9 protein-coding genes are annotated in these 12,133 nt (G+C 60.6%); 2 read left to right on the plus strand and 7 right to left on the minus strand.

Translation table 11 applies throughout. The features are described from left to right. Positions 1-451: 451 nt before the first annotated feature. The 3 genes from O6Y00_RS19580 to O6Y00_RS19590 are packed head-to-tail and all read right to left on the minus strand — an operon-like array spanning position 452 to position 5,810. Complete coding sequence (locus O6Y00_RS19580) at positions 452-4,681, minus strand: strawberry notch-like NTP hydrolase domain-containing protein (protein ID WP_353444223.1); 4,230 nt, start codon at positions 4,679-4,681, stop codon at positions 452-454. Between the two features lie 37 nt (positions 4,682-4,718). Further along, positions 4,719-5,573 carry a DUF7146 domain-containing protein gene (locus O6Y00_RS19585; RefSeq protein WP_353444224.1) on the minus strand — a complete coding sequence of 285 codons (855 nt, stop codon included), beginning with the start codon at positions 5,571-5,573 and terminating at the stop codon, positions 4,719-4,721. A 12-nt stretch (positions 5,574-5,585) separates the two neighbouring features. Next, positions 5,586-5,810, minus strand: coding sequence for a hypothetical protein (locus tag O6Y00_RS19590; RefSeq protein WP_132741230.1), 225 nt, complete (start codon positions 5,808-5,810; stop codon positions 5,586-5,588). 232 nt (positions 5,811-6,042) lie between these two features. On the opposite strand from O6Y00_RS19590, the gene O6Y00_RS19595 reads away from it, so the two are divergent. Further along, positions 6,043-6,312 carry a hypothetical protein gene (locus O6Y00_RS19595; RefSeq protein ID WP_353444225.1) on the plus strand — a complete coding sequence of 90 codons (270 nt, stop codon included), beginning with the start codon at positions 6,043-6,045 and terminating at the stop codon, positions 6,310-6,312. Positions 6,313-6,316: 4 nt separating this feature from the next. Here O6Y00_RS19595 and O6Y00_RS19600 read toward each other — a convergent pair whose 3' ends face one another. Then, positions 6,317-7,609, minus strand: coding sequence for a hypothetical protein (locus O6Y00_RS19600; protein WP_353444226.1), 1,293 nt, complete (start codon positions 7,607-7,609; stop codon positions 6,317-6,319). Positions 7,610-7,681: 72 nt separating this feature from the next. Between O6Y00_RS19600 and O6Y00_RS19605 the strand changes: the two genes are divergently transcribed. Next, entirely contained in the window at positions 7,682-8,626 is a 945-nt protein-coding gene (locus O6Y00_RS19605) for a lytic transglycosylase domain-containing protein (RefSeq protein ID WP_353444227.1), read from the plus strand. Here the strand turns inward: O6Y00_RS19605 and O6Y00_RS19610 are convergent. From O6Y00_RS19610 to O6Y00_RS19620, 3 genes are all read right to left on the minus strand, one after another. Next, a complete protein-coding gene (locus O6Y00_RS19610; RefSeq protein ID WP_253069883.1) occupies positions 8,623-9,498 on the minus strand; it encodes a replication initiator protein A in 876 nt (291 codons plus the stop codon). The genes O6Y00_RS19605 and O6Y00_RS19610 overlap by 4 nt on opposite strands. A gap of 183 nt (positions 9,499-9,681) precedes the next feature. Beyond that, positions 9,682-11,031: a plasmid replication protein RepC gene (gene repC, locus O6Y00_RS19615; protein WP_353444228.1), complete on the minus strand. Its 1,350-nt coding sequence runs from the start codon at positions 11,029-11,031 to the stop codon at positions 9,682-9,684. Between the two features lie 536 nt (positions 11,032-11,567). Beyond that, positions 11,568-12,086, minus strand: coding sequence for a hypothetical protein (locus O6Y00_RS19620; protein ID WP_132741242.1), 519 nt, complete (start codon positions 12,084-12,086; stop codon positions 11,568-11,570). Positions 12,087-12,133 lie beyond the last annotated feature (47 nt).

The raw sequence follows: 12,133 nt of genomic DNA on the forward strand, positions 1-12,133 counted from the left end.
CCGATCTTTACGGACCGCTTGCGGAGAGTTGGGGGACGGAACTGTCGCCGCGGGCAACTCGATTTGGCGTGGAAAACTGACCCCGGCGACCTCCGGTGGGGGGAGCGGGCTTCTCGAAAACGAACGTAGAGCGAGAAAGCTGGACAGAACCATTTCGTGACGCGCCCAGGGTGCTATTTTCTCGAAATCTGTTCCCGATTTAGTTTTCTCAAAATAGCCTGTCGGACATGGGAAAGCGGGAATATTTCGGGACGGCAGATGGCCGGTTACAAGACACCGACCCGATTTATTGAACTACAGAATTTTAGGCCGTTCCCACCGTTAGGCGTCAACCATCGGTATCTCGGCCAGTGTCAATTGTCGGGAGCTTACCGTTTTGATGATTTACTGGAGACCTCGGTAGGTAACCGGTTTGGGGGCACGTTCTGTGCTCTTCTAGCGCAACCAGAAATTACTCTCGCGTTGTGACTCCTTTCAGGACGCGGCCGAGCACCGTCTCGGCATCGGTTGCCGGCACGAAGACGCGGGTCCGGTAGGCGATAATCTCGGTGAAGCAGCCGAGCGATTTCAGCCAAGGCAACTGCGAGGCGGGTGCGTCCACGATCTCCACCCTCGGGTTGCCGTTCACGATCGATCGCCGGAGCGTCATCGGGAACGGCCGCACGACGTCGACGCTGCGCCCTGAGAGAACGGAACGTGCGATCGCGTCGACCGGCAGATCGTCGGTCTTGGCGATCCCGAGCTTGGTGTAAAGCTGGACGACATGCTGGTCGAACACGAGACGGCCTAGCCACGAATTGCCATGGGCGTCCGCAATCCGGTTGACCGCGAGGTGGTCCGACGGCAGCGCAGACCAGATTGGTAGCAGCAGGCCGGTTGCAAGACGGATCGTCTCGGTATCGACCTGACCCGCCGCCTCGGTGACCTCCGCGCTCCATTTGGCCTCGAAGGTCTTCCGGTCGACAACGTCCCACGCCGTTTCCAGCAGATCGGCCTCGCGCAGATACTCACGTCGGCAGGGACGCTGCAGTTCGATGCGCGCGATCGGCTGGCCATCGTCGTCCATCCACGACCGTGCCCGGGTCCGGAGCGCGACGCGCCCCGACCGGGCGTTGACCACGAACGCGACGTCGTCCTGCCATTTTGCGAGGTCGAGGATACGTTCGAGCGAGATGGGGTTCTTGCGGCGGGCGATCTCGATCGTGAGAAGGTGCGACGTCGCGCCCGACAGGGGATCGGTGCGCAGCAGCGTGTCGTCGAGGACCATCGCGGTATCCGCGGTGATCGTCTCGACGCCGACATCGAGCGTGCCGGCTTCGCGGGCTGCGGCGACGCGGGTTTCGACGAGTGCCAGGAATTCATCGAAGATCAGGTTCTGAAGCCCGATCGGCAGGGCCAGCAAACGGTTAAGCCAGCGCTGGATGGGCGGCAGCTCTTCCTTCAGGACGCCGTCATTGTCGTGGAGCTCAAGGCCGGTGCGCGAGCAGAAGTCATCCATCGTCGTGCTGGTCAGCTTGCCGCCATCGAGGAGCGCGAACCATGTCAGGAGTGCATCCTTGGCATACTCACTTTCGAGATTGTCGGCCGGATCGAACAGGTTTTGCCCGCCGGTCTGCCGCTGGCCGCGCGTGAGGGCGCCAAGGCTGTCGAGGCGCCGCGCGATCGTCGAGGTGAAGCGCAGCTCGCCCTTGCAGTCGGTGGTTACCGGCCGGAACAGCGGTGTCGTCGCCTGATGGGTACGGTGCGTGCGACCAAGCCCCTGGATCGCGCGATCGGCACGCCAGCCGGGTTCGAGCAGGAAGTGGGCGCGCTGCTGCTGGTTCTTCGCATCGAGGCTGGCATGGTACGAGCGCCCGGTGCCGCCAGCATCAGAGAACACCAGCACCCGCTTCGTGCCGGCCATGAACGCCGCGGCCTCAACCTGGGAGGACCGCCCCGAGCGGGTCTCGATCTTCTGGCGACCGTCCGACGTCGGTACGAGACGCCGCGAGCGCCCCGTCACCTCGGCCACCATGTCGGTGCCGAAATGCTCGATCAGCGCGGCGAGAGCGGATTTGATCGGAGGCAGCGCGCAGATGTGCTCGAGCATCTGGTCTCGGGCGGCGAGCGCGTCAGGATTATGGACGGGATTGCCGAACTCATCGCTCATCGGCGCCGAGCGCGCGGTGCCGGTGTCGTCCGTATAGGTCTGCATCTGCCGCGTCGGGAACGCCCGCATCAGATAGTCCGCAATATACTCGGTCGGTGACAAATCTATCGTGGGATCCGCACGCTCGTCGGCCGACATCTGAGCCAGGCGACGATCGAGGATCGCCTCGGCGGTCGTGACCAGCTGCAGCACCACCGACTGGTCAGCCTTCAGATGCTGTTCGACCGCGGCGATGACCGTCGGCAGCTTCATCGAGAGCAGGACCTGCCCGAAGAAGCGCTGCTTGGTCGATTCCAGCCGCGAGCGTGCCGAGGCCTTGGCACCGCTGTTGAGCGTCGTCTTTTCGAACCCGTCGACGACGCCGGTCAGTTCCAGCGCCTCTTCCATGTTCTGATGAATGACGCTCCAGGCCTTGGCATAGGTGTCGTAGATCTCGATCTGCGCCGGCGTCAGTGCGTGCCGCAGCACGTCGTACTCGACGCCGGCGAAGCTCAGCGCGCGCGAGGTATAGAGACCGAGCGCCTTCAGGTCGCGCGCCACCAGTTCCATCGCTGCGATCCCGCCCTTGCGAATTTCGGCAATGAACGCCTCGCGGTCGGCGAACGCGGTGTCGGGTCCCCACAGGCCAAGCCGCACCGCGTAGGCGAGGTTGTTCACATCGGATGCGCCGGTTGCCGAGGCGTAGAGGACGCGGGCACCTGGCAGGTTGTTCTGAAGCAGCACGCCGCAGATGCCCTGCTGCGAACCTTCCTTCTTTCCCATGGCACCCTCGCCACCGGCGACGCCGCCCATCTCGTGCGCCTCGTCGAAGGCGATGACCCCGTCGAAATCGGAACCTGCCCAATCGAGGATCTGCTGCAGGCGGCTATGGTCGGAACGCATCGAGCGTAGCGTCGGGTAGGTGACGAAGAGCACACCCTCGTCCAGTTTAATCGGCTGGTCGATCTTCCAGTTTGAGACCGGCTGTACGTCCCCGGACATGCCACCGAGCGCGGTCCAGTCGCGACGCGCGTCTTCGAGCAGCGGTTCGTTCTTCGACACCCAGATATGCCGGCGACGACCCTGTAGCCAGTTATCGAGAATGCACGCCGCGACCTGTCGGCCCTTACCCGCCCCAGTGCCGTCCCCCAGAAAGAAGCCCTTCCGGTAACGGCTGCCCTCGGGATCGATGGTGAGCCCGACGCCCTCCTTGGCGGGCTTGAACGCCCCGGGGAGCAGCTGACCCCAGGCATGGCCCGCATAGACCACGGTCTCGAGCTGCGATGAGGACAGCATCCGCTCCGTCACCGTGCGCTCCGGAAGGTGGGCAATGTGCGTCGGAATGGGTGCGGGTATCGAACCCATCGCCACGGATTCCACCAGCGCGGTCGTGTGGTCGCCGGCGACGTCGAACACGATCCGGCTTGGCCGGTAGGGCAGATAGCAACCAACCTGATCGGCCAGAGGTGCGGCCGTAGCTAGCGTTCTGTAGCTGACCGGCAGTACGTTGTTGCGCACCGGTGCATGATACGTGCGGGCAACCATAGCCTTGGCTTGCCGCGCCGCGCCGAACAGGCTGGGTTTGGGCACCGGTAGTGCCGCTATCGGGGTATCAGCCACAAGCGAGGCCCGCGGCGGGATGGTCACGGCGTCGAGGAAACCCGCGACCGAGCTGCGCTGGATAACAGTGTGCGAGGTGCCGCCTGCCACCTTGTCGATGACGTAGAGCCGCACCGCGATATCGGTGCCGTGCTTACGGTAGCAATGCTCAAGCCGCAGCGAGGTGCGAACCGTGCAGCCGGTCAGCACCGCCTCATAGGCCGCTTTCAGCCGTGCGCTTGGCGCGAACCAGTCGGGCATGATCGCTACCACCCGACCGCCCTTTGCGACGCGGCGGATCGCTGCCTGGAGATGGCGAAGCGCAGCGAGATCGTCGGCGCCGCGACCGACGCTGCGCGAGAAGGGTGGATTCATCACCACTACGGTCGGCTTCGGCAGTCGCGCGTGCAGACTGACCAGCGCCGCGCCGTCGTGACCGGTGACGATCGCATCCGGGAAAATCCCGGCGAGCCGTTCGCGGCGTTTCGTGTCGATTTCGTTCAGCTGCAGGCTGGCGCACGCCGGTGCCTGGACGATCAGCAAGCCGTTGCCGGCGCTGGGTTCGAGGACGATGTCGTGCGGACCGATCGCGGCCATCAAAACAGCGATCGCCGCAATATCGACCGGCGTCGAGAATTGCTGGAGGTCGATCTGTTCCTCGCTGCGGACCGTCTGGGTCGGCAGCATCGCCATGATCGCCGACGCCTGTGCCACGTCCGACATGCCAGTGAGCTGGTACGGCTGCGACGCGAGATGGAGCGCAATGCCGTGTTCGAGCATCTCGAAGCTGTCGCGCTGCGTCCAATGACCGTCGGCGTCCGAGCCGCCAAAGGCCGCTGTCATCGCCTGATTGAGATCGCGGCGGGCGATCGGCGTGCCCGATGCCAGCAACCCGGCAATGCGTGCCGCGGCACTGTGATCGGTGACGGGCGGAAGATCGAGCAAATCGAACATGGCAGGTTCCCTCAGGTTGCACTGCCAATCCGACAGCTCACCGCCTCCCTCCCTCTCCTCTCTCTGCCGCTTCGAGCGCCTCGGCCCAGTCCTTGTAGCCCACTGGGTAGTCGACCTCGATGACACGACTGTCGGATGCGAAGCGGGCAATGCTTCGCGCGACCGCACGGCGTCCGGCGAGATCATTATCGCCCGCGAGGATCAGCTTTGTAACGCTGTCAGGGATCGTCACGAGATCGAGCCGGCGCGAGCCAAGCGTTGCCCAGCAAGGCATTCCGCGGATCCGGGACCAGGCGCGCGCCGTCTCGAATCCTTCGGCCAGGCCAATGGTCGCACTAAGGCCACCGCCCCGCCATGCCCCGGTACCAAGCGTGCCGAGCGTCGTCTTCTGGAAATAGCCTCCATCGGGCTTCAGGAAGATGCGTTGAAAGGCGACCAGGCGCTGCGCTTCACGGACCCCGATCAGCAGTGCCGGCTTGAAGACAGTCATGGGTTTGGGACCTAGCGGACAGCGCGGATGGAAGCGGACGTCGGTTGGCACCGGCAACAGCCCCCTCGACGCGAGGTAGCGCTCGGCCAGGTTACCGGAGACACTGACGGCCTCGTTCCACAGCCGGTCGATGTTGGCCGTACCCTTTGCCTGGGCCGGAACCGGCGGTTCATATCGGCGCCCGACTGGTATCCGGTCCAGCTCACGCAGGATGTCGCCGGCGTCGCACCCAGCAAAGCAGGTCACCAGCAGGCCGCGGTCACCCTGCCTGATCGAGAGGCTTGGCGTACCGTCGGCATGCGCGGGGCACCGACACATCGCGCTGTTCCCGTGCCAGGTGCCGCCAAGCGCGCCGACCAGATCGACGAGGTGCTGGGATGGTCGATTGGCGATGATAGCCATGTCCCATACCCCTTAGTGCGCACCGGCGGGGACGCCGGCGATCGCGTAGAAGGTTTTGTCACGATCGAAGTAGTTGGCGATCTCCTCGACAGCCGCTTCCGGGTCGGATGGCAGATCGCGCCCTGTCTTCTTCGTCACATAGGCGGCCAGAGCCTTTTTGGCGGACATCTCGCTCGGATGGAAATCTAGGACGTCCTTGGCGCCGTGGTCCCTTATGAAAAGGACGTACTTGGTCATGGCTACAGGCCTCGTGCTGAAGGCTGCCTTTTCCGGCCGCCCTGGGGTGGAAGGTTAAGGCCGCTTTCCGCGACCCCTTTCTTACCCTCCCTCTCCACTCCATTTTTTTGACGGACCAAGTGGCGCACCGTCTCATTTACCAGCTGCTAAAATCTCGCCGCTAAGCTGCTCTTGGAACTAGAATCATTCTGCGCAGGTTTGTCGACCGCGCCCTTTTTCATTCGAGGTGTCGATGAACCAGTTTTCGCAGGTCGAGATTGCCAACTGGATCGCCATTTATCTGGCAGCGGCTATGTGCTGCGCAATCGCCATGGCTATGTCAGTCTCCGTGACGGTCCACGGTTTGTACCGGGACAAGGCCTGGGAATATGTTCGAAGTGTTCGTGGCGCCGTGCTTTTCCTGCCAAAGGCGTGGTGGCGCTGGCAAAAGCTGTATCTACTGTCGACACCGGTAACGCTTGGAATCGTTAGTTATTTTGCTGCGACGATGACTTGGAGCTGATCGCTCAAATATCCAGAACCCGAAGCAGTTTGGTCGACGCAGAATCCTGATCCATTTCGGACCTATCTAGCGTCACGAGATCACCCAGGACCGCCATGCGAGGGTGCGTCACCGCCTTGGCAGCTTCGTACTCGTCGCTGTCAAATCCCATCGCCTCCACCACAACCGTCCGCAATTCCCCCGTCATTCGCGACCTCGCCTCAAGGATGAAGTCGGGCCGGCAGGGGCCGTTTGGTGTCATTGAATCGAAGAGCGGCTTGCTGATGGCCATGTCGACACCGCGGGCATGTAACACGCGCTGGGTATCGAGGATTGCGCGTAGCGCCTTGCGCTCGAAGTCGGATTCCACAGGCACGAACATGCGTCCATTGTAGATCGGCTGCGCATAGGCGCGCAGGGGCGCATAACCGCGCGCCTCGGGATATTCTCCAGCAACGACAAGGACGATGTACGGTCCGCTGATGTGGTTACCCCGGATCGAGGGCGATTGGACGCGCGTCGCGATGGTGACCGGTTCACCGTCAGGCACATGGATTTCATTGCCTTTGATCGCCTTTGCATAGAGCGCCACGAAGCCTTGCGGAGCATGCGTCTTGGGCCACTTCGGCGCCAGTGCGCGTAGCGTGCCATAGACCGTGTTCGTCTCGAGGGGACGCGCGTGTGTCCAGAATGCCCTGGCCAGCTCGACGCCCGGCGCGATCTCGATCTTGGCGGCCGCACGGCCGAGCGATGCAAACTCTTCCCTGATCGACCATTCGTAGCCCATACCCAACGGGGCAATCGTATTGCAGCCGGCGCTGTCGAGCAGGCGCCATAGGAGCCGCGCGAGCCGCGGGGTCGAGGCGTTGCGGGTCCGATCGTCGAGACTGTCGTCCTCAGGCCGCTGTGCGAGCTTCTCCGGCGCTGGTCGCAAGACTTCGAAAAAGCCTGACGGTGGATCGGTCGGGGTGTTGTGGGACCTGACTTCCGTGATGCGATTGGTGGCCTGGTCGCGGAAGAAGGGGCAATCGGTGCGGTGCTCCGGCCGCTTGGTGCTGGTCAACCGGCGCAAATAGTAGGTTTCGGCCTCGGAGAGGTAAGCCGGCGTCAGGATGGGCGGGGCCTTACCCGGTCCCAGACAGTCGCAGGCGATCCAGCGGTGTCCGATCCGGGCATTCTGGACGAGCGTCACGCCAGCTTGTTCGTCGTGGAACGAGCCGTCGCCGACATACCAGCGCACCAGCGCGTCATGCAGGGGTGACGGCAGCGGGATCCGATCCCCGCTGTTTCCGTCGGTATCGCGGTGGATCAACCACATGTTCGAGTGACCTTCAGGCGCTGATTGGGACCAGTTTCGGCAGGTCTGGTGGTCTTGACAAGCACAAACCGCTTGACCTCAACTCTTGGATATCAAGGCCAATGGGGGTTTTCCGTGCGTTATCCACTCGCTGCTGCTGGCCTTTGCGCCGCTCTGATCGTCGGTTCGCAAGCCGGTGCCGCTCCAAAGGGCTCAGCCTTCCGGAAGGTTCAGCTGATCTCGATGACGGGGAGTCTGCCCACCGATGCCACGAGCTCTTTGCCCGGGATCCCTCCATCAGCGGCAATAGCCGAGCCGTCGCCGTTGCCGGACGCCTTTCAGGTCCATGATCTTAGTCGCCGCTACGTTCAGTTCCGCATGCAGCAGGAAATCGCTGCAGCGGCGGTAACCCCGGTGGGTGCTCCTATTATGAGTGGCGAGCCCACGGGTGTTGCGGCGTTTTCATCTATTCAGGTTCCGGGCTGGCTACGCGGGGGGAGCACCGTCCAGCCCGTCTCTTTCAAACCCGGTTGTGCTCCGCTGTCCTATCGTCCGTCAGGGTTTCTCGCACGGAGTGCGGAGGCGCGTCGTGCCGCCTACTATGGGATGATGAGCGCGGTGGCCTGCGAGCATGGTATCCCGACCGGTTTGTTCGATGCGATGATTATCCGCGAGAGCGGGTACAATCCAATCGCGACATCTACGGCGAACGCCTACGGCCTCGCGCAGCTAATGCCGGGGACGGCGGTTGGCCTCGGCGTCGATCGGTATGATCCGCTGCAGAACATGCGTGGTGGTGCCCGTTATCTTCGCCAACAGCTTGATCGTTTCGGCCAAGTTCACTTGGCGCTGGCCGCCTATAACGCAGGTCCAGGTCGCGTGCACGGCGGCATGGTCCCGCGCATCACCGAAACACAGGCTTACGTCTCAGCCATTATCGCGAACTGGTCGCGGCTGACGTCGCCAGCTCGCTCGCCTTCCCCGATCTATAATCGGTCAGCGGGCTATACCAAGGTCGCCGCGATGCAGCGCTTCTAAGCAGAAATTGACCTCTGCCTAGGCTTCATGCGAACCGATGTAGTGACGGATTTACGGCGACGACCAAGCGAGTCTGTTCGTTCGCCGGATACGACCTCGATCAAGCTGACGTCATACTCTGGTAGCCGGTTTTCTGCTTCAATGCTCTTGAGAAGCTGCTTTAGCCGTTTCATTGGACCCATAGAACCAATTTTGTGATGAAGCTCCTCAAGATTGATGTCGATTGGACCAGCTTCGCAGTAACAATGGGCAATTTCGTAAAGACGACGTTCGATTGCACCCAAACGAAAATAGTCATGGTGATAATGGTAGATCCGCTGATCACGTTTGATTGCGCGGTATAGCCAATTGCATGGGCGGACGCGCACATAGCGAAGGACTTCGTCCCCGTTCGCCATTTTCTCGTACTCGACCTGCGCCTCGGACAGCCACGAGAACCAGCCCCGGTCGATTTTTGATCCGGTCTCGATATTCGTCTTTATCTGAGTGCCTTGAAGGCGTTCCAGCGCTTCACCAAACCGCCGGTAATCGCGTACCGACGGTCGCTCGACTCCGGTGATGCGAAAGAAGTCATGAGCTGAAAAAGTCACGTCCTCATCTGAGATCTGGCCATCAGCTATCGCCTGCGCAACGAGGGAGGCAACATACAGAAGGATTTCCTTGTCCCACATTGTCGCAACACCGGTTGCGCTTGGCCGGATTTGAATGGTCACCTGGTCATGCTTGTACTCGATAGGCTCAAGGTGCGCATTCTTCGAAAGCACGAAGAACGGGTAGTCCATGATGCTCCGCTCGCCGCGGACTTTTCCGTGAAGCGGGCTGTCCATGTCGAACAGTGAAATCTGCCGCGCTATCGCTGGTGATTTCGCCATCATCGATCCCCTTTGCAATACACCCCCTTCTTATCATTCTATCGTCTAGAATCACCCCTAGTCGAACATAGGGTAACTGAAAGCACGAGCTTTGGCGGTTCAATCGGTCGCGATCGCCGGATCTCGTCAGGGTACAACGAAAGGAGACGCTAGGCCTCGTGCTTTCGGTTACCCTATCCTCACTCACAGCAATGCCGGCCCGACCCGACTTTCAGACCTCAGCGCTGTCGCCAAAAGCTGGCCTATGGATCGAAGGTCTGAGCTGCTCGATAGCGATCGGACTGGTTGCCTTTTGGCGTGGTCCTTCAGGCCATGAAAAGTCCGCCCCAAGTTCAGTTTTCCCGAGGCGGCGTTCTTATTCATGCCGCGAAGATACGCTCCGGGGCGATCGACATCGCCTCGAACGTGTTTATGGGCCGTCGCGATAACCGAGGCTGCCGCGCCTTTCTGACCCATTAGTCGACAAGCCTCATACCAAACATTGGCTGGGATTGCAGCTTGGGCAATGAGCCTCTCGGCGTCACCGATGATAATACCCCATGTCATTTGCTCGGGAGGACACGAAATGAACTCGGGAGCCACGGCGGCAATAAAGCTCGGATCAACGCCGTGATGGGCTAGGTCCGCCTCAACTTCACTTTGCGGCTCGTTGTTACGGACGTCGTAGCCTCGCTCACTACTGCTTCTCGCCAAGCCTCTACAGTATGTTGCTTTAGCAATGGGTGGTTGTTTTGTAGTTGTATAGTGGGTGTCGTTTAAGACGCCCGAGGGTGAATCTTTTACCAATTCCCGTTCCTCGTTATCCCTCGCCGAAACCGCCCTAATGCGCTCATCGAGCGCTGCCGCATGACCTTCCAGCTTTGAAACACACGCCTGGAGCAAACGTTCATCCCGAACCTTCCGCATCTGATGAGTAGCCAACTGAGTGCTTTCGATGATGCCGGTTGCATCGACACCTCCGATCTCCTCGTCGATGATAAGCTGCACCAGGCTGCTGATGCGGCGGCGGGCTGCGGTAAGACGCTTTCGAAGAACATTTATGCGCAAGTCCGCCTCTGTCCCCTCGTCAGCTATGCGGACGAATTCATCGTAGCGCACGCCAAGCGGGCTAAGATCTATCCCGTAAGCATAGATCAGCCGGCCGTCTTTTCCCCTTGCTCCGATACGCTTGCCATTGGCGCTGTCGCGGTGTGCAACCAGCCCCCACCGCGTTGCACTGTTCAGCAGCTTTTGAAGCTGCCGAATACCAATTCCAAGCTTTTGACTGAGCGTTTCGTTAGAAGGAAAGACAATCGGGCGCTGTCCCTCACTCCAGTCTACCTCCCGCGACCAACTCATCAGTGTGTCAACCGCATGCACAAGGCGAGATGGTACACCAATATAGGGAGCCGCACGTTTAAAAGCTGTTAGAACATGCCGATGACTTACGCGTTCGGGAAGCCCGGAAAAGCCTTCAGCGATCCGTCCAGTCGATGCTGTGCGTTCGTCTACTCGCCGATGGCCAGCCCCTGGAGCGAAGGTAATAGAATTCATTCGGAGAACCCCCTTTGGATTTCCGTGCGGACGCAGAAGTCCGTGGCGCGCTAGGCACGCATTCCCGCTGCATCATCGTAATTTGGCTATGCCGCTGTTGTTACGCAGCACTTCCGAAATTCCGAAAGCTCCGACCTATTGCCGGGCTTTTCTTCTTTGCACGGCATTCCCTCAATTAGGTTTCGCGAGGCCAAGCGACCTCGAGATCGCCTCCCGTGATTCCGGACTCGGCGATAGCGACAGCCTAAACGGCAGCGGCATGGGAAGTCGCTCGCATTGGCTCGTGCTTTCGGTTTCTTTGACGAGGAAATTCTCGTGCTTTCAGTTTCCGTATCTCGGACGCACCAAAAAAAGGGCTTCATTAGATAGAGTAACTGAAAGCACGAGAGGCACGTCGTCACGCGACGCGTCCCTCCCTCGCCGAGAGTAGCAGCTTAGAGTATCGCTCGTGCTTTCAGTTACCCTATCTCACTGAGTCCGCGAGAGGGGGGAAACGGTACCATCCCGGTATAACCAAACGAGCCGTTCGGGACCCGTTATTCCGCCCCAAACTCGTCGAGCCGTTTGGACCGGCGCATACCGATTTTTTGGTATTCCACCTCTATAGCTCGTACTATCAGCTCTTGAGCAGCTTCGCCGTGCTCAGGTCGAACATCGTCAAAACCGAGACCGTCAACATGCCTTACAACGGTAATGATCTGCTCAGGAAGGCCGGTCACGACGCCGAGTACCATTGATATGACCTTCAGGAGGTCTCTTAGTTCGACTCCCGCCTCGTTTTTTTGGAGCAGATCCTGAGCATACATTGCTTCGATTTTGCTGATGCCCAATGCCTCGAGGATAGCTGCTATCTCAGGCATCTTGAGAGCGACACGCTTTTCGACCTTACGGTGAAGCCCGTCATGGAGACGGCTCCGACCGATTTTTGTCAATGTCGCCAGTTCCCTGACGCTTACCCGTGCAAGGTCCATCCTGGCTAGGATGTAATCCTCTAATTCGAAACTCGGAATTGCCCCCGCTGGGTTTTCCGCCCAACTTCGCGTCGCTTCGCCCATCGCCATTCTCCCGGCTGATGGCTTATGGGTAGACTCACCAAATCGTA

It is taken from the genome of Sphingomonas faeni, from assembly GCF_040407565.1.
Taxonomy (GTDB): Bacteria; Pseudomonadota; Alphaproteobacteria; order Sphingomonadales; family Sphingomonadaceae; genus Sphingomonas; species Sphingomonas faeni_F.

Excerpts from the sequence above, each read along its gene's own strand:
- O6Y00_RS19580 (WP_353444223.1), bottom strand. The coding sequence starts at position 4,681 with ATGTTCGATTTGCTCGATCTTCCGCCCGTCACCGATCACAGTGCCGCG.
- O6Y00_RS19585 (WP_353444224.1), bottom strand. The coding sequence starts at position 5,573 with ATGGCTATCATCGCCAATCGACCATCCCAGCACCTCGTCGATCTGGTC.
- O6Y00_RS19590 (WP_132741230.1), bottom strand. The coding sequence starts at position 5,810 with ATGACCAAGTACGTCCTTTTCATAAGGGACCACGGCGCCAAGGACGTC.
- O6Y00_RS19595 (WP_353444225.1), top strand. The coding sequence starts at position 6,043 with ATGAACCAGTTTTCGCAGGTCGAGATTGCCAACTGGATCGCCATTTAT.
- O6Y00_RS19600 (WP_353444226.1), bottom strand. The coding sequence starts at position 7,609 with ATGTGGTTGATCCACCGCGATACCGACGGAAACAGCGGGGATCGGATC.
- O6Y00_RS19610 (WP_253069883.1), bottom strand. The coding sequence starts at position 9,498 with ATGGCGAAATCACCAGCGATAGCGCGGCAGATTTCACTGTTCGACATG.
- repC (WP_353444228.1), bottom strand. The coding sequence starts at position 11,031 with ATGAATTCTATTACCTTCGCTCCAGGGGCTGGCCATCGGCGAGTAGAC.
- O6Y00_RS19620 (WP_132741242.1), bottom strand. The coding sequence starts at position 12,086 with ATGGGCGAAGCGACGCGAAGTTGGGCGGAAAACCCAGCGGGGGCAATT.